This is a genomic window from Lonepinella sp. BR2474 (assembly GCF_051851555.1).
Classification (GTDB): Bacteria; Pseudomonadota; Gammaproteobacteria; order Enterobacterales; family Pasteurellaceae; genus Lonepinella.
Map to the genome: position 1 here is coordinate 1 of NZ_JBPDVH010000009.1, position 21,984 is coordinate 21,984.

The window sequence follows — 21,984 nt, forward strand, 5'->3', positions numbered from 1 at the left end:
TGCCATTCACAAAACCAATATCTCGGTTACTTTGGTCTACAGTTTCTACCGCTTGGCCATTGACCGAGGTCGTGAAGTTTTGTACTGCGGTACTCGCCAAGGTTAAATTTGTTTTAGCCGCAGTCGAAAGATCAATTTGATAGTTTGTTTCTTTGTCAGCATTAACCTCAGTATCTGTCACCGTGATATATTCGTTATTGGCTGAAGACACCGAAGATTGGGTGTTGGTATCGGTTACATCCGCATAGATCTGGCCATTATCATTCACTTTAATCGTATCATTATCCACGTTTACCGCATACGTCACTGTACTTCCCGAGCGGTCTACATTTAAGCCGCTCCCCGCCTGTAAAGTGACCTCATCTGCTGGATTAATCAATTCGGCTTTGGACGTCGTACCGGATGCCGTACCACCAGTGATATTTGCCGTTTTTAAGTTCCAACCTGATTTGTTGATCGCATCCACCACATTTGAAGTGACCGCTACCCCCTGTGTTCCACTGGTACTTACATTTCCTTCCGTATTACTCGTAATCGCTTGTGTAACAAGATCAATACTAACCGTTGCCTTATTATCACCGTCTGTGACTTTTGCTGTAGTATAAGTACCGTCCGCATAATTTACCACACCATTATTGTTAATACGTGATGTGTTAGCACCATTGGCTTGAATATTATGCCCAGTATAAGTGGCTACAGCATAGAGTTGAGAGCCATTAACTGCATCCGTACTTGTCGCCGTAAGTTGGCCAGGAGCCACGTTGACGATTTGGCGTTCTTTACCACTATCCCCCACAGATAACACATTTGTCGTTGATTTTGCCCCTGCAAATTCGAGTACTTGAGAACCCGATGTCCCAGTTGTTCCACCTACCCCACTATTATCAGTGGGTGCTTTCCATGAAGTTGCAGTCTCGGCCTTACCATTAGTGTACGCTTTAGTCACGGAATCTGTGCCTAACGCAACGGACCCAATGTGGGTGGCCTGTGCATTAGTACCAATAGCTGTGGCATTTTCTTGGTTCGCTGAGGCATTATAGCCTATCGCTAAAGATTTCACGCCTGTGGCGTTGGCTTTTGGAGATAATGCTACCGCATCATCCGCTTGGGCATTCGCTGTGGTACCAATAGCAATTGAGTTATCACCCGACTGACGAGCTAACGTCCCAAAAGCAATCCCAGATGTACCAGTCGCCCATGCATTGATCCCATAAGCATTTGAAGCTAATCCACTGGCTTGTGCCGCCACACCAATAGCCGTCGCAACATGGCCAGATGCAATGGTTGGCACATATGTCGCCGTGCTACCATTAGAATATAACATATTCACGGAACCATTAAATTCTGGTAGCTTGGCTAAAGCTGGTCGTGCCTGATCAATATCATCGCCACCAATAGCAATGGCCGCATAGCCAGTAGCCACTGAATCTGCCCCCACCGCAGTCGCTTGATTGCCACTGGCTTTTGCACCTGAACCTAATGCAGTCCCCTGAGCACCTGATGCGTTAGCATTAATACCATAAGCAGCTGCATTACTACCACTTGCCGTAGCACCTGAGCTAGCGGTTGACGCAGAGAACGCTGGTGGCGACATCAATATCAGCCCACCTACTAACAGGGCAGATAAGCCAATAGATATGGGTGAAAAAGATTGTTCGGATGAAGATTTTACATTTGCTTTTGCGAGTTCAGAAACGACACATAAAGATTGTGTGCTACGATTCCAAATGACTTTAAAAATTCTGTTCATGGTGGTTTTCCTAAGTATGGGAGGACAACGGCGACACCGCACCGTCGCTAGAGAATAGAATAAATAGATTTATTCTTTTTAAAATTGTGTTGTATATATTTTACACGATCACCCTAAATAAATAAATAAATAAATAAATAAATAAATAATTTATTATCAATAGATTAAATATCAATAAAGATAAATTTTTTGAAAGGGGAAAAAAGTAAAAAGTCGTTACCCTAAGATAACGACTTTTCTAAAAGTTGAGTGGCGGAGGAAGTGAGATTCGAACTCACGGAGGGCGTAAACCCTCGCCGGTTTTCAAGACCGGTGCCTTCAACCGCTCGACCATTCCTCCGCAGTTGTGGGGCGTATAATACGGGCTATTTAATTAGCTGTCAAGAATCAAAATTCAATTTTTGGTTTGTTTGCTGTTTTTTAAAACAATCTCAATTTTCACTGCACTTTTTGTATTGCTTTTCCACAGATTTTGGTGAATAAAAAAGCGTCCAACTTGGACGCCTAACATCAATTTATCAAAAATTAACGACGTAAACCTAAACGTGCGATAGTATCTTGATATTTTGCTAAATCTGTACGTTTTAAGTAGTCTAATAATTTACGACGACGAGAAACCATACCTAATAAGCCACGACGACCGTGGTGGTCTTTTTTGTGTTCAGCAAAGTGAGCTTGTAAGTGGTTGATCTGTGCAGTTAATAAGGCAATTTGCACTTCAGATGAACCCGTATCTTTGGCATCACGACCAAATTCTGCCACGATAGCGGCTTTTTTTTCTACGCTTAGAGACATTTTTTACTCCTAAAGAGAATGTTAATCATACATCATTCGCCGATCTCTAATTCAGCGATGACAAGGAAGTGCTTATTCTAACCGCAAAATCAAAAAATGCAATCAATTAATAACCTAATTCGTGCATATTCGGTAAAAATTCCGCTTGTTGAATACGGCGAACTTGCGTTTTAATCCCACCATCTGGCAACAGTGTAATTTCTCGCCAACCGGGTTGCAAGGTATCTAAGGTGAACGCATTATTATCTGGCTGAAATTGCACACTGGTGGCCGGCGTACACATTAATTGATAGCCGTTCCATACATCATCCACTTGTTGATGAATATGGCCATGCAAAATCGCTCGTACATTTTCGTATTTTGTCAAAATTTGCAATAATTGGTGGGCATTACGCAAATTATGCTGATCTAACCATGCCGAACGTGTGGATAATAAATGATGATGTAGCACCACCAAAGAATAACGTTCTTGATATTCTTGCAATTTTTCATCAAGCCAATCCAGTTGGTACTGACTTAATTCGCCATGAGGTACGCCATACACCTGACTGTCTAATAATAAAATCTGCCATTTTTCCCCTAATAACAAATGCTTATCCGCATGAATATGGGGTTGTTGGCTGAACACTTTTTCCAGCACGGGCTGAAAATCATGATTACCGGGGATCCAATACACGGGCTTATTCAGCACCTCTACCGCTTGGCTAAAGGTCAAATACCCCGCCTCACTGGCGTCTTGCACAAGATCGCCCGTGGCTAAGACAAATTGATAATCCGTTTTGGTTTGTTGAATTTCGGTTAATACCTGCTGAAAACTACGATAAGTATTAATACCGAGCAACTCCCCCGTTTTCTCTTTAAACAGATGAGGATCCGTTATTTGAATGAACCGAATTAGCTCATCCTCGTTTTGATTAATACTTTCTACCATGGTGACCATCCTCTTGCTTGAACTATCGCCATTGTTGTTGTAAACGGAGGTAATTGAGTTGTAGCCATTGCAATCCCATGACGGCAATACCGTTATCAATTTTGCCCTGTTGCAACCATTGATAGGCCATCTCACGGCTCACCACATGGACTTTGATGTCCTCATTTTCCTCGGCCAATCCATGTAACCCTTTCGCTTGGCGACTATCCACTTTGCCCGCAAATAAATGAATACGCTCAATCACGCCACCAGGGCTGTCCCAAACGCTCAACGCATGTTGTAAATGGGTGACTGCTACGCCCGCCTCTTCCTCGCTTTCTCGCAACGCCACCGATTCAGGCGTTTCGCCCTCCTCCACCATGCCCGCAATGAGTTCCAATAACCAAGGGGAATTCGGCAACGCTGGATTATAAGCACCGATACGCACTTGCTCCACCAATACCACCGTATCTCGCTCGGGATCATAGGCAATCACCGCAGAGGCTGCGCCTTTGACCAATAACTCTCGGGTGACAATGCCACTGGTACCGCCAGCGAATAATTTATGTCGAAACTGAATTTTCTTTAACTTGAAGAACCCTTTATATAATAAGGTTTCATCTACAATTTCAATATCTTTTTGGCTAAATTGCGTAATGTTAGGCATCATACATCTTCCTAATACTTAAAAATAAACTCGCATTAGGATACTAAAAAAAGGAAATAAAGTTTCAAAAATTTTTTAATAATTTGAAGTTGGTCACAAAAATTTTTTTATTTTGATGAATTAACAGCATAATTCAGACAATTTTGTAACAGTTTGGGCTGTAATTTATCTTCGTGCCAATAAAAATATTGCGCATTTTGCACCGCACTTTGTTCGGCAAACACGGCAAGATAGAAAGGGAATTCGGCAGTAAAAGTTAATTGACCTTGTGGACAATAAGCAGAATATAAGGTTTGTGCCACAGGATCATGTTGCACTTCGTTCAATTTCACAATGCCAACGCCTTGTGATTTCAAGATAGCCTCACGCAAACACCAAATACGATAAAATGCCTTTTCGGGATGGGATTGTTGAGCGAACCATTGTTGTTCTAAAGGTGAGGCAAAATGACGTAAAAGTGCGGTATAATCTCGTTGTTTTTGAGGAAATTCGATATCAATTCCCACCGCACTTTTTTCATTTTCTGCCACATTTAATATCACCGCCACCCAATCCCCTGAATGGCTAATATTAAAATCAATATTGTCTACGGGAAATTGCGGGCGACCACTTGCAGTACGGTAAATTTGCCCTAAAAGTGCAGTGTTAATTTGAGCTTTTTTGCAAAGTTCAGTTAACAGAAATTGCGCCAGTTGTCGGCAATGATAACGTTGTTGAACCCGAGGATTGAGTTTGTTTTGCCCACAACCTAACGCCAAATCCATTGGAAATGGTTGATGAATATTGGCATAAGCAATTAACGTTGACATAACTTTCCCTAAAAATCCCTAAATAATCCCCTCTCCCACTGGGAGAGGGCTAGGGTGAGGGTAATGATAGAATTATTTCAACAACCCATTCATCCGTTTAATAAACGCCGTTGGATTTTCCAACGTACCCCGTTCCGCAAACATCGCTTGTTCGAGCAATAATTCCACCCAGTTAGCAAATTCGCTTTCATCTGCCAAATCAGCGACTTTTTTCACTAAACTGTGCTCAGGATTGAGCTCAAAAGTATATTTCACTTCAGGCACCGGCTGACCGCTCATGGCAAAAAGTTTTGCCATTTGGGTGGTCATTTGATCGTTATCGGTGGACACCACTGCTGGTGTATCGGTCAAACGATGGGTTAAACGCACATCTTTAACACGTTCGCCCAATAAGGTTTTGACACGCTCCACAAACGAACCTAGCTCTTTTTCGGCTTCTTTTTGGCTTTCATCTTCTTTGTCTGCCAAATCGCCTAAATCCAAATCGGCTTTAGTGATTGGTTGTAATGGTTTGCCGTTAAATTCGGTTAAATAACTGAGCATCCATTCGTCAATGCGGTCGGAGAGCAACAACACTTCAATGTCTTTTTTGTTGAACAATTCTAAATGCGGACTGTTTTTCGCTGCGGTGTAGCTATCTGCCGTGATGTAGTAAATGGCTTTTTGCCCCTCTTTCATGCGAGCAATATAATCGTCAAAAGACACATTTTGCTCAGAACTGTCATGTTTACTGGACGCAAAACGATAGAGTTTGGCAATCTGTTCTTTGTTGGCAAAATCTTCTGCCACGCCCTCTTTTAACACTAAGCCAAATTCTTTCCAGAACGATAAATATTTTTCGCTGTCATCTTTGGCTAATTTTTCCAACATCTGTAACGAACGTTTGGTCAAGGCTTTACGCAAGGCTGCCGTGGTTTTGTTATCTTGCAAAATCTCACGAGAAACGTTTAATGGCAAGTCGTTGCTATCTAACAACCCTTTCATAAAACGCAAGTAATTTGGCATAAACACTTCTGCATCGTCCATAATAAACACGCGTTGTACATAGAGTTTCAAACCGTGTTTTTGTTCACGATTAAATAAATCCCACGGGGCTTTGCTTGGCACATACAACAGGCTAGTATATTCTTGATTTCCCTCGACCTTATTATGTTGCCACAACAATGGATCGGCAAAATCGTGGCTTAAATGTTTATAAAATTCTTTGTATTCTTCATCAGAAATCTCGCCTTTGGATCTTGTCCACAAGGCTTGGGCTTTATTGATTTTTTCCCATTTTACGCCCGTTTCTTTGCCCTCATCATCGTATTCTTTGGCTAAAATTTCCACCGGCAAACCGATATGATCGGAATATTTGCCGATAATTTCACGTAAGCGCCAGTCATTTAAAAATTCTTTTTCATCTTCACGCAAGAATAAAGTAATTTCTGTACCCCGTTGTTTTTTCTCAATATCTTCAACGGTATATTCGCCTTCGCCAGCGGAAATCCAAAGCACCCCATTTTCCGCAGATTCCCCTGCAGCACGGCTACGCACTTCAACTTTGTCTGCTACGATAAAGGCAGAATAGAAACCGACCCCAAATTGACCAATTAATTGACTATTTTTTGCCTGATCTTGCCCCAACGCGGTTAAAAATTCTTTGGTGCCTGATTTTGCCACGGTGCCGAGGTTATCAATAATCTGCTCACGATTCATCCCAATCCCATTATCACTAATGGTCAAGGTGCCTTTGCTTTCGTCAAATTGAATGCGAACGTGCAAATCGCCTTCGCCTTCATATAATTCGGGTGCTGACAGGGCTTTAAAGCGTAATTTATCTGCCGCATCTGATGCATTGGAGATTAACTCACGTAAAAAGATTTCTTTATTTGAATAAAGTGAGTGAATCATCAGATGTAAAAGTTGTTTCATTTCCGATTGAAAGCCACGAGTTTCTTGATTTTTGCTCATTTTATTTTCCTTATATTGAATTAGTTAAATAAAGTATGCTTAGATAGATTAGGTTGAAAATGGAAATTTCAAGTTTTAATAGGAGAAAAAGTTAAAGTGTAGGAACAAAAAACCCCGTACTTTCATACGGGGCTAGGCATATTACGCCACACTGTGGCTAAATAAAATTAAAAGTTGTAACGAATACCCACTTTGGCACCATAGTTATTCACTTTGGTATCTTCAAATGAACCCAAACGGTTGTATTCAATGCCACCGTTTACAGCCCAATTTGCATCCAATTTATACTGTGCTCCTACGAGTGCACCATAACCAAATTTAGTTTGGGTTTTGCTTTCAAAAAAACCACCTGATGAGTTATCAGTTTTGAAAACATTTGACGCTAAACGAACACCTACATAAGGTTTAATATCAGAATTAATTTCAAAATCATAAATACCAGAGAAACCAATACCATAAATTTTTGAAGAAGTATAATCACCATATCCATCAGTGCCACTAAATTTACCATAATGGGTATAATCCACAGCTAAACGGAAATCACCAAAATCATAGCCGACGCTTAAACGTGGTTCAAACTTACTTTTATCTATCTCTGGATAAGATGTAAATTTATTTTTGGAATAACCTAAATCACCTTGTACATACCAGTTTGTTGCGTTGGCAGATGTAGCGACGGCTAATGCACCAATAATCAGGGCTAATGCTGTTTTTTTCATAATAAAATCCTCTCTAATTAAGCATAACTGCTTGTTTAGTATAACCTTATATACAAGAGAAATCACTAATTCTATGCAAAAATGTGATCTTCATCACAAAATTCTAATTTCCCGCCACAAATTCGACATAAATACACCGCACTTTCCCTCACAATTTTGTTATGCCGACGTTGACTAAGTTGATGAATTTGGCAACCGCATTGATACGCATAGGTTTTACCTTGCACCGATTGCACATCAAATTGATGACAGGTATCGGCGGGCAGTTGAAAGAGATGTTGCATAATCACTTGCCATTCTTTGCCGTGCGGTTTCACTCGTCCAAAAACTTGATAAACCAATAAATGGGCTAATTCGTGCGGCACCACTTGTTGAATAAATGCTTGTGGGTTTTCGAGCAATAAAGTGCGGTTTAATTTGATGACGTTTTGTTGCAAATAGGCCACGCCGGCTTTGACACCTCGCACTTCATAGCTGACCGTTGGCATGGGAAATGGGCGTTGGAAATGGGTTTCGGCTAATTGTAAACAAGCTGAAATACGGCGTTGGATTTGCATTTTTAGGGGGCGGAATTGATCGTTTTGCATACATTGTAGGGGCGTATTACATACGCCCTATTTTACGCTCCGTTAATGGCAAGGGCGTATGCAATACGCCCCTACAAAATATTAGAAATCCATTAACTCTTTTTCTTTATCGGCTAACACTTCATCCACTTTTTTAATGAAACTGTCGGTCAGTTTTTGGATTTCTTCTTCCGCTTTACGTTGATCATTTTCGCTAATTTCTTTGTCTTTTAACAAGGCTTTGATTTTATCATTCGCATCACGGCGTACATTACGCACCGCCACTTTACCTTGCTCGCCCTCGCCTTTGACTAATTTAATCAAATCACGACGACGTTCTTCAGTTAACGGAGGCAATGGCACACGAATGGTGGTCCCCGCAGAAGAGGGATTTAAGCCTAAATCAGAGGTTAAAATCGCTTTTTCTACTGCTTGAATCAATGAACGGTCAAAAACCGTTACCGCTAAGGTACGTGCATCTTCTGCCACTACGTTGGCTAATTGGCGTAATGGTGTAGCAGAACCATAATATTCAACTTGAATCGCATCTAATAAAGACGGTTGCGCACGCCCTGTACGAATTTTTGCAATATGTCCTTTTAACGCCTCAAGGCTTTTTTCCATACGCTCTTGTGCGTCTTTTTTAATCTCGTTAATCATTGTTTTTCCTTATGTAATTTAAATCTTAATCTGAAATACTAACCCGAAATGGTCGTGCCTTCGCTTTCGCCCAAAATCACTTGACGTAATGCTCCAGGTTTACCCATATTAAATACCCGAATTGGAATACCATGGTCACGAGCAAGGGTAAAAGCGGCTAAATCCATGACTTGCAATTCTTTCTCAATGACTTCCGCAAAAGTAAGTTTTTGGAATAAATGAGCGTCAGGGTTTTTGGCAGGATCGCAATCGTAAACACCATCCACTTTGGTGGCTTTTAACACTACATCCGCCTCAATTTCAATGCCACGCAAGCACGCTGCGGAATCCGTAGTAAAGAACGGGCTGCCTGTACCGGCAGAGAAAATCACCACCCGTTTTTCACGCAACATTTTAATGGCTTCAGACCAGTTATAAGTATCACAAATACCGTTTAATTGAAACGCTGACATCAATTTCGCATTGACATCTGCACGGTGCAACGCATCACGCATGGCCAAGCCGTTCATCACCGTGGCCAACATGCCCATGTGGTCGCCGACAACACGATTCATACCGGCTTTGGCTAATTTCGCCCCACGGAACAGGTTACCACCGCCTAATACCACACCGACTTCCACGCCCATTGCCACGAGTTCTTTAATCTCAATAGCCATTCTATCCAAAATAGACGGATCGATACCAAAGCCCTCGACACCTTGCAAGGCCTCACCACTTAATTTTAACAACACACGTTTGTAAATTGGTTTGCTCATTTTTTCTATCCCTTATACTCGACATAAAATGCTTGCTATTATAAAGCAACATGAGGCTTCAGGAAATAGGCATAGCAGATCTATTTAAAATTCGCTAAAATGTCGCCATGCTTTTTTGTAAAAAGGGAATTTATTGTGTTATCTCCATCATTCAAACAACTCACTGCGGTGATTTTTGCGTTAGTTTGTCTGTTTTTTGCCAGTAAATTATTATTAATCGGTACTGGATTCTATCCGCAACCTAGCTTACGTGAAATTTTATTATTGGCTGGATTAGTCCTACTATTCAATGCGTCCAAAAAGATTTTTTACTTCATCCTATTTCCTATTATTATTTTGCACGCACTCTATGCACCGATTGGCATCACCTTTGGCCCACCATCTTATCAATATATTGCGTCCGTGTTTGCCACCGATCTTGAAGAAAGCAAAGAATTTTTTGCCCAATTATCATGGCTCAACTGTACCTATCCTATTGTCATTATTGGATTATTCATTCTATTTCGCTATTTCAGCCAACAGGGCAAGCTGTCTCTTTACAAAAATAAGGCCTTGCTTGCCGTACTTGCTGTGTTTTTCCTATGGGATCAGGCACCATTAAAATTTATCACGGAAACCTATACTGCTAGTATAAAAGTGAAAAATGAACTCGCCCAATTAAATCGTTTTACGATAGAAAGCCAATGGGGTAAATCTCAGCTAACATCATCTAAATATGATGATTATGTATTGATTATCGGCGAAAGTGCCAGAAAAGACTATCATCACGCCTATGGTTATCCAGTGCAAAATACACCATTTATGTCTAGTGCAAATGGGGTGTTAATTGATGGTTTTACATCGGGTGGCACCAACACCATTGCATCACTGAAGTTAATGTTAACCCAACCCGATACCCAAAACTGGGAGGGAAATTATTCTTTAAATATGATCGACATGATCAAATCAGCCGGTATCAAAACCTATTGGCTTTCTAATCAAGGTTATTTTGGTGAATTTGACACCCCAATTTCTGCCATTGCCAATCGCAGTGATGAACGGATTTTCCTAAAATCTGGCAATAGCTTTCAATCGAAAAACAGCAGCGACTTTGATTTATTGCCAAAATTACAACAGGTATTAGCACAACCGCAAGTCGGCAAACGCTTTATTGTGTTGCATTTATATGGTTCGCACCCGATTAGCTGTGATCGTCTGACCGACTACCCAAAAATCATGGACGATAATCAAATTGAGAAAAAATACCTGAATGTCAACTGCTATATTTCTTCCATTAAGAAAACCGATGACATGCTTAAACGAGTATATGAACAGCTCACTCAAAATCAACAAAAAAATCACCGCACTTTTTCGATGATTTACTTTTCTGATCATGGTTTAGCCCATCAAATCACCCCAAATGAAATCAACATTCATAATAGTGCGGGGAAAAGCAAACGTCATTATGATATTCCGTTGTTTAAGATTTCCAGTGATGACAATCAACGCCATGAATATAAGGCGTTTAAATCAGGTTTGAATTTTACCAACGATATTGCAAATTGGATTGGAATGAGTAATCCACTGTTGGATCCAAAACAGGATTTATTTAGCCCACAACCCGATCCTGATGATTATGGATTAAAACAGATTATCGATAAGATTGAGGCGGAAGATGATCCTGCGATAGTGCTCCCCATGAAATAGCACAAACAAAAAACAGGCTAAAAGCCTGTTTTTTTATGGTTCAGAAAAAACGAATTAAGCGTTTCCACCAGTGATTTTCGCTACTTCAGCCGCAAAATCTTCTTCTTTTTTCTCAATACCTTCGCCCACTTCAAAACGAATGAAACCAGAAACAGAAGTTTTGTTCGCTTTTAAGAAATCGCCTACAGTTTGTGACGGATCCATAACAAATGGTTGACCTGTTAAAGACACTTCGCCAGTGAATTTTTTCATGCGGCCTTCAACCATTTTCTCAGCAATTTCACGTGGTTTGCCAGATTGCATTGCAATGTCAACTTGAATTTCACGTTCGTGAGCTACGACTGCGGCTGGTACATCTTCAGGGTTAACAAAGTCAGGACGGCTTGCGGCAACGTGCATTGCGACTTTTTTGAAGATATCTTCATCACAAGCACATTCTGCACCACAGCCTGAAGCTACTAATACACCAATTTTCGCCCCATGTAAGTAAGAGGCTTTTACGTTATCTAAGAATTGCACACGGCGAATTGTCATGTTTTCACCGATTTTCGCCACTAACGCTGCACGTTTTTCTTCAAAGTGTTTAGCTAAATCTTCGATTGAAATACCTTTGTTAGCTACGGCATAGTCAGCCACTTCATTAGCTAAACCTAAGAAACCTGCATCTTTTGCAACGAAGTCAGTTTCGCAGTTCATTTCCACTAACACACCGAAACCATTGGCAACACGTGCAATGATCACGCCTTCAGCAGCCACACGACCCGCTTTTTTAGCGGCTTTCGCTTGACCTGATTTACGCATGTTGTCGATGGCTAATTCGATATCACCATTCGCTTCAACCAATGCTTTTTTACATTCCATCATACCTGCACCAGTACGATCACGAAGTTCTTTTACTAATGATGCTGTAATTTCAGCCATTTTTATTGTCCTCTAATGATTCTTGAATGGAAAGACGATGTTCAAAAAAGAGATTAAAAAACACCGCACTTTTGGGAATTTGTTAAAACAGGGAACTGTTGCCCCCTGTTTTTATAGGGCTTACGCCTTATTTATCCAGATTACTCTGCTGCTACTTCTTCAGCAAATTTTTCTTCAACCACAGTTTCTGCTTGACGACCTTCTTTGATCGCAGTGGCAGCCGCAGTTAAATATAATTGGATTGCACGTGTTGCATCATCATTACCAGGGATAATGAAATCAACGCCGTCTGGTGTTGCATTGGTATCGACGATAGCAAAAACAGGAATACCAAGGTTGTTGGCTTCTTTTACAGCAATATGTTCATAGTCTGCACCGATAACGAAAACCGCATCTGGAAGACCAGCCATATCTTTGATACCGCCAAGACTTAATTCCAATTTTTGCATTTCACGCGTACGATCTAATGCTTCTTTTTTGGTTAATTTATCAAATGTACCGTCTTGAGATTGGGTTTCAAAATCTTTTAAACGTTTGATTGATTGACGAACTGTTTTCCAGTTAGTCAACATACCACCTAACCAACGGTGATTTACATAATATTGTTGACAGTCTAATGCTGCAGCTTGAACGGCTTCGCTTGCTGCACGTTTGGTGCCCACGAATAAGATTTTACCGTTGTTGCTTGCGATGCGTGTTAATTCAGCTAATGCTTCATTGAATAACGGAAGGGTTTTTTCAAGATTTACGATATGAACGCCGTTACGAGCACCGAAAATGAAAGGTTTCATTTTTGGATTCCAGTAACGAGTTTGGTGACCGAAATGTACGCCTGCGTCAATCATTTCACGCATTGAAACTTGTGCCATAATATTTTTTCCTTTTAATTGGGGTTGAGCCTCCACATACCAAGTAAACCGACCGTTTGGCACCCCGATTTACTGTATAGGGTCTGTGTGTGTATTGTTAATAAAAAATAATGCTACTTTGTTTCCTACGGATTAGGGGAAAAAATAGCGGTGCAATTTATACCATAAACTGCGGTGGAAAACCAGTTAATTTTACAAAAATCGGCAAAATAAAAGCCTATTGTCAATAACACAACAATAGGCTCTGGGGATTATACTAAATGCGTGGCGAAGTTATTCATCACGTTGCTGTTTCATGAAATCTTCATTGATTTCAATTTTGGCTTTGGCACGCAAGGATTTGAGTAAATTCACCTGTACATCGGTGGCTTTATTACGTGCCACTTGCAGATCAAACTGACGGCGTACGGCCTCCTCAACCTTGGCATTTTCAATGTTATCCAACGCCACAATCACTACGTCACCCTTGTTGGTTTTGGCCGCTTGATAGGCTTTTTTACCCTCCTCGGCTTTCATGGCAAAAATCACGTCATTTAAGGCGGGATCTTTATTTTCGGCATAAACCCAAGTTTCTTGCTCACCAAATTTCACATTATCTGGCAAGGTACCGTTTGCCGTTAAGGCTTTCACTGCATTTTCAGCTTGTGCTAACACAGCTTGTTCCGCTTTTTGGCGTGTTAAGAATGTGGTAATTTCTGCTTTGGCCTCGTCTAAGGTTTTGGTGCCTTGAGCTTTGTGATCAAGTACACGTACCACGATAGAATGTTGATCGCCCACGTTCATCGGTTCAGAGTTCATGTTGCCTTGTGAAATTTCACCATCAAAAATCGCACTGATGACCACAGGGAAATTCAATGCTTTGGGTAAGGCATTACGTGGGAAATAATCGGTTTCTTGAATGTCTGCGCCAATCACTGCCGCAGCGGATTTCAACGAGCTTTGATCTTCAAAGGCTTTTTCAGCCACTTTTTTCTCTAGGGTGTAGAATTGGGTGTTTAATAACTCTTGGCGTACTTGTGCGATCACTTTGTCTTTCACTTGTTCCAATGGCAACACCGTCGCAGCTTTGCGAGCTTCGACTTTCACAATATGGTAATTGCCGTCTACTTTAATCGGTGTGCTGTATTTACCCACTTCTACAAGGGTAGCGGCATCTTCAAAATCTTTCGGTAAATCGCCATTATTTAGCCAACCTAAATCCCCGCCTTTTTCACCTGATAATTTATCGGTGGATTTTGCTTTTGCCAGTGCCGCAAAATCTTCACCCTGTTGTAAAGCCTCATAGGCATCTAGTGCATCTTTTTCATTGGCAAATTGAATATGCGCCAAATGTTGTTGCGCTTGGGTACTGAATTGTTCTTTATTGTCTTGATAATATTGCTGAATTTCCGTATCCGTCACGCTAACACTTTTTTCTATGGTGGCTTTAGTTAAATCCACATATTGCACTTTGACCAATTCTGGCACAATAAAGGCAGATTTATTCGCATTGTAATAATCTGCGACTTCTTGTTCTGTGACAGTTTGTTTCTTCAGTTCATCCGCTAAAGATAAGTGAGCTAAACGCACTTGACGTTGTTGGAAAAATAATTGGGCAAAGTCTGCTTGGGTTTTAGGTAATAAAAATTCGGTTTCCGCCAAGCCACTTTGTAATTGTTCTAAACGCAAGGCTTCACGCAAATATTGCGCATACATATCCGCATTCATACCGTTATTACGCAATACTTGCTGATAAGCGTCATTGCTGAATTTGCCGTCAATTTGGAACATCGGGGTTTTGACGATTTCGTGTTTAATCCGTTCATCGCTGACGGTTAAATTTAAATCGCTCACATATTGGCTTAATAATTGCTGATCAATTAAACGATTTAACACGTTAGTGCGTAATCCTTGGGTAAATTCTGGGGTGTCGGCCACCGCAGCAAATTCGGCACCCAACTGATTACTCATGCGTTGATATTCATCATTATATTGCTGTTGGAACTGCTGTTGTGACACTTCTTCACCGTTCACTTTCACCGCAGAGGTGTCTGTGGTGGCCCCGAGATAGCCGTACATACCTGTAATAACGAATGAAATGGCGATCACCGCCATAATAGCCTTTGCCACACCGCTGTTTGAGGCGTGGTGCATTTTTTCCATGAACATGGGCATTAATCCTATTGTTATCTAAAAATTTTATGAATTATAAACGAAACCGCTGTGAAAAAAAACTCCTAAAAAAACCGCACTTTTTCATAAAGTGCGGTTCAATAACGTAAAATTAATTCACCGTTGGCGCAATCTTGCTCGTTTTTCGGCTGCGTGGCACCTTGACAACATTGACCGGTGACAGTTTAACCATTTCCACGCCCTCTGGCGGATTTTGTAAGGCAATGGTTAACACCTCGTCAATGGTTTCCACCGCATGAATGGTTAAATTATTTTTGGCATTGTCTGGGATCTCTTCCAAATCTTTCACATTTTCTTTTGGAATAATCACGGTTTTAATCCCACCACGATGTGCGGCCAATAATTTTTCTTTGAGTCCACCAATCGGCAACACTTTACCACGCAAACTAATCTCTCCCGTCATGGCCACATCGGCACGCACTGGATTACCCGTTAGGCAAGACACCAAAGCGGTACACATGGCAATCCCTGCACTTGGGCCATCTTTCGGGGTGGCGCCGTCGGGTACGTGAATATGAAGATCCCGTTTTTCATGGAAATCATTGGCAATGCCTAATTTTTCCGCACGGGCTCGTACTACCGTCATGGCGGCTTGAATACTTTCTTTCATCACATCACCGAGCGAGCCAGTAAAGGTGAGTTTTCCTTTACCCAGAACGGAGGCGGTTTCAATAGTGAGTAAGTCACCGCCCACTTCTGTCCATGCCAAGCCTGTAACTTCGCCCACTCGATTTTGGGTATCGGCAAGACCGAAATCAAAGCGTTTTACACCAAGATAATCATGTAAATTATCGGCGTTCACCGTCAAGGATTTACGTTTTTTATCAAGCAATAAATGCTTCACGGCTTTACGGCAAATTTTAGAAATTTCACGCTCCAAGCTACGGACACCGGCCTCACGAGTGTAATAACGAATAATATCTAAAATCGCACTGTCTTCAATGACTAATTCGCCCGCTTTTAAGCCGTTGCGTTCCATTTGTTTTGCCATCAAATGACCCGTCGCAATATTCAGTTTTTCGTCTTCGGTATAACCAGACAGACGAATCACTTCCATACGATCCAATAACGGCGCAGGAATATTCATGGAATTGGAGGTGGCCACAAACATCACATCCGACAAATCATAATCCACTTCTAAATAGTGATCGTTGAATTTGGTGTTTTGTTCTGGATCTAACACTTCCAACAAGGCAGAGGCGGGATCGCCTCGGTTATCCATGGCCATTTTGTCAATTTCATCTAACAAAAACAGCGGATTTTTGACGCCCACTTTGGCCATTTTTTGAATCAATTTACCTGGTAATGAGCCGATATAGGTTTTGCGATGGCCACGAATTTCCGCCTCATCACGCACGCCACCTAAGGCCATACGCACATATTTACGCCCCGTGGCATTGGCAATAGATTGCCCGAGGGAGGTTTTTCCCACCCCTGGTGGTCCCACTAAACAAAGAATCGGGCCTTTTAATTTGTTCAAGCGCGTTTGTACCGCAAGATATTCTAAAATACGTTCTTTCACGCGTTCCAAACCAAAATGATCCGCATCCAATACTTCCTGCGCTTTGGCTAAGTCTTTTTTCACTTTGGTGGTTTTGTGCCAAGGCACTTGCAACATCCAGTCCACATAAGCGCGAATCACTGTCGCCTCAGAAGACATCGGCGACATCATTTTGAGTTTTTTTAGCTCCGATTCCACTTTTTCTTTGGCGTCTTTCGGTAATTTTGCCTCTTCTAATTGTTTGGTCAGCAAATCAATTTCGCTATCATCCGCACTTTCATCATCTTTGCCCAATTCTTTGCGAATAGCTTTGATTTGTTCGTTCAAATAATAATTGCGTTGCGTTTTTTCCATTTGCTCTTTGACTTTGCTGCGAATGCGTTTTTCCACTTGCATTAAGTCCGTTTCGCTTTCCATCGCACCGAGCAAATATTCCATCCGTGCTTGAATATTCGGCTGTTCCAACACCGCTTGTTTATGGCGTAAGGCAATCGGCAAATGCGCCGCTAAGGTATCGGCAAAACGATCAAATTCAGTGATGCTGCTTAAGGCGTTCACCATTTCTGGCTGGATTTTCTTGTTCTGTTTGGCAAATTGCTCGAACTCATTCAGCATCACATCACGCAACACTTGCATTTCTTTTTCCGCACCATAGCTCGTCGCCATCACATTAATGTTGGCAGAAAAATAGCCGTTATCTGTGATCTTATTAATGTTGGCACGCTGTTGCCCCTCCACCAACACTTTCACCGTACCATCAGGGAGTTTTAATAATTGAATAATATTGACCACGGTACCCACATCAAATAAATCTTCGATTTCGGGTTCTTCCACTTCTGGCACTTTTTGTGACACTAATAATAATTGCTTGTCGGTTTCCATCGCCAACTCAAGGCTGCGAATCGATTTCTCACGGCCAACAAATAATGGCATGACCATATAGGGAAAAATCACCACATCACGCAACGGGAGGGCGGGAATATTACGGGATTGATCTTGTTCTGCGTTCATCTTATTTCTCTTTTTCTCAAATTCAGTTGCATAACAGTTAATATAAGGTTAATCAAGGCGAAGTTCAAGGTGGATAAGCAAAAAGTGCGGTGGAATTCACCGCACTTTGTTGAGATAAAAACACTATTTATAAATTAATGTCGGTTTGGTATCGTCATTAATCACACTTTCATCCACCACAACTTTCGCCAGATTGTCTAAGGATGGCAAGTCATACATGGTATCCAATAACACGCCCTCGACAATCGAACGTAACCCCCGTGCGCCCGTTTTTCGGGCTAAGGCTTTTTTCGCCATGGCTTGCAAGGCCTCTTGGGTAAATTCTAACACCACTTCTTCCAAACTAAACAGGGCTTGATATTGTTTTACTAAGGCATTTTTCGGCTCTGTTAAAATTTGAATTAAAGCGTCTTCGTCTAATTCGCTTAACGGTGCCACAATCGGCAAACGACCGACAAATTCGGGGATCATACCGAATTTAATTAAATCTTCCGTTTCAATTTGTTGGAACAATTCGGACAGGCTTAATTCATCTTGCTCTCCTTTCACTTCTGCACCAAAGCCAATGCCACTGCCCACATGAACCCGTTTTTGCACAATTTTATCTAAACCGGCAAAGGCACCGCCACAAATAAACAGGATTTTTGAGGTATCCACTCGCAACATATCTTGTTGCGGATGTTTACGCCCACCCTGAGGTGGCACAGAGGCAACGGTTCCCTCTATCAGTTTTAACAAGGCCTGTTGCACGCCCTCACCAGACACATCACGGGTAATAGACGGGTTTTCTGATTTACGGGTAATTTTATCAATTTCATCAATATAAATAATGCCTTGCTCAGCTTTTTCGGTGTTGTAATCGCAATTTTGGAGCAATTTTTGGATGACATTTTCCACGTCCTCGCCCACATAACCAGCCTCAGTTAAGGTGGTGGCATCTGCCATGGCAAAAGGCACATTTAACATACGGGCCAAAGTTTGTGCCAACAGGGTTTTACCGCTCCCCGTTGGGCCGATTAATAACACATTACTTTTGGCCAATTCCACTTCATCGGTTTGATGATTGGAGCGTAAGCGTTTGTAATGATTATATAACGCCACCGCTAACACTTTTTTGGCGTAATCTTGGCCAATCACATAATCATCTAAGTTAGCACGGATTTCGTGTGGGGTGGGTAATTTGGTTTCTTCTACGTTCTCCGCCTCTTGCGGTTCTTCCGCCGAGGTATTTTCTTCTTGCAATAAATTGTGGCAAAGTTCAATACAATCGCCACAAATATAGCCAGAAGTACCCGCAATTAATCTGCCGACTTCATCTTGTGCTTTACCACAAAAAGAACAGCAGTTTTCTTTTTCATTTGCCATGTTTACTTTCCAATTCTCTGTTCTTAACGTTTCACTAACACGCTGTCTACGAGACCGTACTCTCTCGCTTGCTCCGCCGACATAAAATTATCACGGTCAGTATCTCGTTCAATTTTTTCCAAAGGTTGCCCCGTGTGAAAGGCTAAACGTTCATTTAAGGTATGTTTAATTTTCAAAATTTCTTGCGCATGAATTTGAATATCTGAGGCTTGCCCACGGAAACCGCCTAAGGGTTGATGGATCATCACCCGCGCATTGGGCAATACCGCACGCTTACCGGCGGTGCCACCTGCTAATAAAAAGGCGCCCATGGAACACGCCTGTCCGATACATAAGGTACGCACGTCGGGCTTGATAAATTGCATGGTGTCATAAATCGCCATGCCTGCGGTGACGGAACCACCGGGGCTGTTAATATAAATGTTAATATCTTTATCTGGATTTTCGGATTCTAAAAATAATAATTGAGCCACAATCAAATTGGCCATATTGTCTTCTACTTCACCGCTTAAAAAAATCACACGTTCTTTTAATAAACGTGAATAAATATCGTAAGCACGCTCGCCTCTTGCACTTTGCTCTACGACCATAGGAATCACGGACATAAGGTTCTCCAACATATTTCAATATAATAATCTGTCTATTCTACCTGAAAAATAGGTTTGACTAAACAAAATAAACAAAAGTGCGGTCATTTTTTAACGAATAATAAAATTCATCAAAAATTGACCGCACTTCAAAACCTTAAGTGAGATTAGGCTTTCGGATTCATAATTTCATCAAAAGATGACACTTTTTCCGTCACTTGAGCTTTCGCTAACACAGCGTCTACCGCTTGTTCTTCTAATACCACATTACGCACGTTATTCATTAATTCATTGTTTTTGCTGTAATATTCAACCACTTCCGCAGGTTGTTCATAAGCTGAGGCAATATCCGCAATCATGGCTTTCGCACGATCTTCGTCCGCTTTTAACTCGTTTTCTTTGATGACTGCAGAGAATAATAAGCCCACTTGTACACGGCGTTTCGCTTGTTCTTCAAACAATTCACGTGGTAATTGTGCCGCTTGTTGCTCGTTGCCACCGAAACGTTGTGCCGCTTGTTTGCGTAACACTTCAATTTCTTCATCTACCGCAGAGACTGGTACATCAATGGTATTTTCAGCAATTAAGCCGTCAATCACTTGTTGTTTCACTTTAGCGACTAAGGCATTTTTCAATTCACGTTGCATGTTTTTCTTAATTTCGGCACGTAAATCCTCAACGGTTTTGGTGTTTGGACCAAATTTTTTCACGAACTCGTCAGTTAATTCTGGCAATACTTGAATTTCGACTTTTTTCAAGGTAATCGCAAATTTCGCTGCTTTGCCTTTTAAGTTTTCTGAATGATATTCTGCAGGGAACGTCACATCAATATCAAACTGCTCACCCGCTTTGTGGCCGACGATACCCTCTTCAAAACCTGGGATCATACGACCTTGGCCCATGGCTAAAGCGAAATCAGTGGCTTTACCGCCCTCAAATTCTTCACCGTCGACGGAACCAACGAAGTCAATGGTCACACGATCTTCCGCTTTGGCGGCATCTTTGCTTTCTGCCCAAGTGGCTTGTTGTTTACGTAATACGTTCACCATGTTATCTACATCAGCTTCGGTGATGTCAACAGTGGGTTTTTCAACCTTGATATTTTCTAAGCCTTTTAATGTCACTTCTGGGTACACTTCAAAAGTCGCCGTGAACACTAAATCTTGGCCATCTTCAAATTTTTCAATGGCAAAGGTTGGGCGGCCGGCAAGGTTCACTTTTTCTTTGAACATTAAATCAAAGAAATGACGAGGTAATAAATCATTTAACACATCTTGACGAATAGAGGCACCAAAGCGTTTTTCTACGATTTGAGCAGGGACATGGCCTTTACGGAAACCGTCTACACGGACATTTTTGGCGGCACGTTTGGTTTCTTCACGTACTGCATTTTTTACTGTTTCTGCTGGCACCGTGATACTGACACGACGTTCTAAACCTTGCGTTGTTTCAATAGTTGACATTGTTCTTTTCCTTTAAATATGAATGAATACTTAGCCGTTCGCTAAGGCGAATAAAAATAAACTGGCGAATTATAACGAAAACAAGTCGAGCAGTCGAGAAGAAATTTTATCATTGCTCGCTTTATACCCTAGCCACATCAATACACACTACGCTGCACAATCAGGATTTTGTTCATAGTGGCATTCGCCGTCATTATAGGGATCTAAACCATATTTCTGAAAAATGGGGATGATGTCATTAGCATGATATAATTCAAACGCCTCTGTCATACTCCCAGCTTCTATCCTTATTGTATGTTTATTAACGTGAACCAAATTAACCAACATAAGATGTTTAAAACCTAATAGAATAACAATATCATCACGATAGACTTTATCTTTAGTATCTGATACATAACTGAGATCAAATCGATACTCCCCCATATAACCATACTTTGTTTTTACGGATTCACACATCCAAATTGGAACCATTTCCCCTACCTCGTTAATTTGTTTTTTACAAACATAATGGAAATGGCCCGCCACTTTGATTTTCGTTTCATTTTTAATCATGTCTTTATAAGGTTTCGCTACTTCGGCTGATATAGCGGCATGTTCAGGATCATATTTAGGCTGCGGCAACTGATCGACATCTAATTCCGCATAGCCTTGTGATATCCCAATAAAAAGCGTCGTGATAAAAATAAATAGGTTTTTAATGTTAAACATTGATAAATTTCCTTAACTACAGGTTATAGATAAAATAAATGGGAGGATTATAACGAAATCTAGGGAAAGTCGTCTAGCATAAAATTTAACAACAAAGATTTCTCAGCCTATCTTGTT

Annotated in this window: 19 protein-coding genes and 1 tRNA gene; 1 reads left to right on the plus strand and 19 read right to left on the minus strand. The window is 41.2% G+C overall.

Going from position 1 to position 21,984, the window contains the following annotated elements; translation table 11 throughout:
- From ACTG7Q_RS09765 to pyrH, 11 genes are all read right to left on the minus strand, one after another.
- Positions 1 to 1,750 (minus strand): ESPR-type extended signal peptide-containing protein (locus ACTG7Q_RS09765; protein ID WP_439243303.1); only part of this gene is annotated, 1,750 nt, incomplete at its 3' end.
- A 250-nt stretch (positions 1,751 to 2,000) separates the two neighbouring features.
- Positions 2,001 to 2,090, minus strand: a tRNA-Ser gene (locus tag ACTG7Q_RS09770).
- A 185-nt stretch (positions 2,091 to 2,275) separates the two neighbouring features.
- Positions 2,276 to 2,545 (minus strand): 30S ribosomal protein S15, encoded by a 270-nt coding sequence (gene rpsO / locus ACTG7Q_RS09775; RefSeq protein WP_439243305.1) that lies wholly within the window; start codon positions 2,543 to 2,545, stop codon positions 2,276 to 2,278.
- 106 nt (positions 2,546 to 2,651) lie between these two features.
- Entirely contained in the window at positions 2,652 to 3,476 is an 825-nt protein-coding gene (cpdA, locus tag ACTG7Q_RS09780; RefSeq protein ID WP_439243307.1) for a 3',5'-cyclic-AMP phosphodiesterase, read from the minus strand.
- 22 nt (positions 3,477 to 3,498) lie between these two features.
- Positions 3,499 to 4,122, minus strand: a complete 624-nt coding sequence (gene nudF, locus ACTG7Q_RS09785; RefSeq protein WP_439243389.1) for an ADP-ribose diphosphatase — start codon at positions 4,120 to 4,122, stop codon at positions 3,499 to 3,501.
- Between the two features lie 107 nt (positions 4,123 to 4,229).
- Positions 4,230 to 4,931 (minus strand): 4'-phosphopantetheinyl transferase family protein, encoded by a 702-nt coding sequence (locus ACTG7Q_RS09790; RefSeq protein ID WP_439243309.1) that lies wholly within the window; start codon positions 4,929 to 4,931, stop codon positions 4,230 to 4,232.
- A 72-nt stretch (positions 4,932 to 5,003) separates the two neighbouring features.
- Positions 5,004 to 6,884, minus strand: coding sequence for a molecular chaperone HtpG (gene htpG / locus ACTG7Q_RS09795; protein WP_439243311.1), 1,881 nt, complete (start codon positions 6,882 to 6,884; stop codon positions 5,004 to 5,006).
- Between the two features lie 167 nt (positions 6,885 to 7,051).
- The gene (locus tag ACTG7Q_RS09800; protein WP_439243313.1) at positions 7,052 to 7,603 is read right to left on the minus strand and encodes an OmpW family outer membrane protein; all 552 of its coding nucleotides are present in this window, start codon (positions 7,601 to 7,603) and stop codon (positions 7,052 to 7,054) included.
- Positions 7,604 to 7,674: 71 nt separating this feature from the next.
- On the minus strand, positions 7,675 to 8,190 hold the full coding sequence (locus tag ACTG7Q_RS09805; RefSeq protein ID WP_439243315.1) for a SprT family zinc-dependent metalloprotease: 516 nt from the start codon (positions 8,188 to 8,190) through the stop codon (positions 7,675 to 7,677).
- Between the two features lie 81 nt (positions 8,191 to 8,271).
- Complete coding sequence (gene frr, locus ACTG7Q_RS09810) at positions 8,272 to 8,829, minus strand: ribosome recycling factor (protein ID WP_439243317.1); 558 nt, start codon at positions 8,827 to 8,829, stop codon at positions 8,272 to 8,274.
- 38 nt (positions 8,830 to 8,867) lie between these two features.
- Positions 8,868 to 9,584 carry a UMP kinase gene (gene pyrH, locus ACTG7Q_RS09815; protein WP_439243319.1) on the minus strand — a complete coding sequence of 239 codons (717 nt, stop codon included), beginning with the start codon at positions 9,582 to 9,584 and terminating at the stop codon, positions 8,868 to 8,870.
- A 132-nt stretch (positions 9,585 to 9,716) separates the two neighbouring features.
- Between pyrH and ACTG7Q_RS09820 the strand changes: the two genes are divergently transcribed.
- On the plus strand, positions 9,717 to 11,270 hold the full coding sequence (locus ACTG7Q_RS09820) for a phosphoethanolamine transferase (protein ID WP_439243392.1): 1,554 nt from the start codon (positions 9,717 to 9,719) through the stop codon (positions 11,268 to 11,270).
- 54 nt (positions 11,271 to 11,324) lie between these two features.
- Here ACTG7Q_RS09820 and tsf read toward each other — a convergent pair whose 3' ends face one another.
- From tsf to ACTG7Q_RS09860, 8 genes are all read right to left on the minus strand, one after another.
- Positions 11,325 to 12,191 carry a translation elongation factor Ts gene (gene tsf / locus ACTG7Q_RS09825; RefSeq protein WP_439243321.1) on the minus strand — a complete coding sequence of 289 codons (867 nt, stop codon included), beginning with the start codon at positions 12,189 to 12,191 and terminating at the stop codon, positions 11,325 to 11,327.
- Between the two features lie 140 nt (positions 12,192 to 12,331).
- Positions 12,332 to 13,060: a 30S ribosomal protein S2 gene (rpsB, locus tag ACTG7Q_RS09830; RefSeq protein ID WP_439243323.1), complete on the minus strand. Its 729-nt coding sequence runs from the start codon at positions 13,058 to 13,060 to the stop codon at positions 12,332 to 12,334.
- Between the two features lie 273 nt (positions 13,061 to 13,333).
- Complete coding sequence (ppiD, locus tag ACTG7Q_RS09835) at positions 13,334 to 15,208, minus strand: peptidylprolyl isomerase (protein WP_439243325.1); 1,875 nt, start codon at positions 15,206 to 15,208, stop codon at positions 13,334 to 13,336.
- Between the two features lie 115 nt (positions 15,209 to 15,323).
- On the minus strand, positions 15,324 to 17,744 hold the full coding sequence (lon, locus tag ACTG7Q_RS09840; RefSeq protein ID WP_439243327.1) for an endopeptidase La: 2,421 nt from the start codon (positions 17,742 to 17,744) through the stop codon (positions 15,324 to 15,326).
- Positions 17,745 to 17,867: 123 nt separating this feature from the next.
- A complete protein-coding gene (gene clpX / locus ACTG7Q_RS09845) occupies positions 17,868 to 19,109 on the minus strand; it encodes an ATP-dependent protease ATP-binding subunit ClpX (protein WP_439243329.1) in 1,242 nt (413 codons plus the stop codon).
- Positions 19,110 to 19,132: 23 nt separating this feature from the next.
- Positions 19,133 to 19,714: an ATP-dependent Clp endopeptidase proteolytic subunit ClpP gene (gene clpP / locus ACTG7Q_RS09850; RefSeq protein ID WP_439243331.1), complete on the minus strand. Its 582-nt coding sequence runs from the start codon at positions 19,712 to 19,714 to the stop codon at positions 19,133 to 19,135.
- A gap of 149 nt (positions 19,715 to 19,863) precedes the next feature.
- The gene (gene tig / locus ACTG7Q_RS09855) at positions 19,864 to 21,159 is read right to left on the minus strand and encodes a trigger factor (protein ID WP_439243333.1); all 1,296 of its coding nucleotides are present in this window, start codon (positions 21,157 to 21,159) and stop codon (positions 19,864 to 19,866) included.
- Positions 21,160 to 21,306: 147 nt separating this feature from the next.
- Complete coding sequence (locus tag ACTG7Q_RS09860; protein WP_439243335.1) at positions 21,307 to 21,867, minus strand: hypothetical protein; 561 nt, start codon at positions 21,865 to 21,867, stop codon at positions 21,307 to 21,309.
- Between the last annotated feature and the right edge of the window lie 117 nt (positions 21,868 to 21,984).

Excerpts from the sequence above, each read along its gene's own strand:
- rpsO (WP_439243305.1), bottom strand. The coding sequence starts at position 2,545 with ATGTCTCTAAGCGTAGAAAAAAAAGCCGCTATCGTGGCAGAATTTGGT.
- cpdA (WP_439243307.1), bottom strand. The coding sequence starts at position 3,476 with ATGGTAGAAAGTATTAATCAAAACGAGGATGAGCTAATTCGGTTCATT.
- nudF (WP_439243389.1), bottom strand. The coding sequence starts at position 4,122 with ATGCCTAACATTACGCAATTTAGCCAAAAAGATATTGAAATTGTAGAT.
- ACTG7Q_RS09790 (WP_439243309.1), bottom strand. The coding sequence starts at position 4,931 with ATGTCAACGTTAATTGCTTATGCCAATATTCATCAACCATTTCCAATG.
- htpG (WP_439243311.1), bottom strand. The coding sequence starts at position 6,884 with ATGAGCAAAAATCAAGAAACTCGTGGCTTTCAATCGGAAATGAAACAA.
- ACTG7Q_RS09800 (WP_439243313.1), bottom strand. The coding sequence starts at position 7,603 with ATGAAAAAAACAGCATTAGCCCTGATTATTGGTGCATTAGCCGTCGCT.
- ACTG7Q_RS09805 (WP_439243315.1), bottom strand. The coding sequence starts at position 8,190 with ATGCAAAACGATCAATTCCGCCCCCTAAAAATGCAAATCCAACGCCGT.
- frr (WP_439243317.1), bottom strand. The coding sequence starts at position 8,829 with ATGATTAACGAGATTAAAAAAGACGCACAAGAGCGTATGGAAAAAAGC.
- pyrH (WP_439243319.1), bottom strand. The coding sequence starts at position 9,584 with ATGAGCAAACCAATTTACAAACGTGTGTTGTTAAAATTAAGTGGTGAG.
- tsf (WP_439243321.1), bottom strand. The coding sequence starts at position 12,191 with ATGGCTGAAATTACAGCATCATTAGTAAAAGAACTTCGTGATCGTACT.
- rpsB (WP_439243323.1), bottom strand. The coding sequence starts at position 13,060 with ATGGCACAAGTTTCAATGCGTGAAATGATTGACGCAGGCGTACATTTC.
- ppiD (WP_439243325.1), bottom strand. The coding sequence starts at position 15,208 with ATGTTCATGGAAAAAATGCACCACGCCTCAAACAGCGGTGTGGCAAAG.
- lon (WP_439243327.1), bottom strand. The coding sequence starts at position 17,744 with ATGAACGCAGAACAAGATCAATCCCGTAATATTCCCGCCCTCCCGTTG.
- clpX (WP_439243329.1), bottom strand. The coding sequence starts at position 19,109 with ATGGCAAATGAAAAAGAAAACTGCTGTTCTTTTTGTGGTAAAGCACAA.
- clpP (WP_439243331.1), bottom strand. The coding sequence starts at position 19,714 with ATGTCCGTGATTCCTATGGTCGTAGAGCAAAGTGCAAGAGGCGAGCGT.
- tig (WP_439243333.1), bottom strand. The coding sequence starts at position 21,159 with ATGTCAACTATTGAAACAACGCAAGGTTTAGAACGTCGTGTCAGTATC.
- ACTG7Q_RS09860 (WP_439243335.1), bottom strand. The coding sequence starts at position 21,867 with ATGTTTAACATTAAAAACCTATTTATTTTTATCACGACGCTTTTTATT.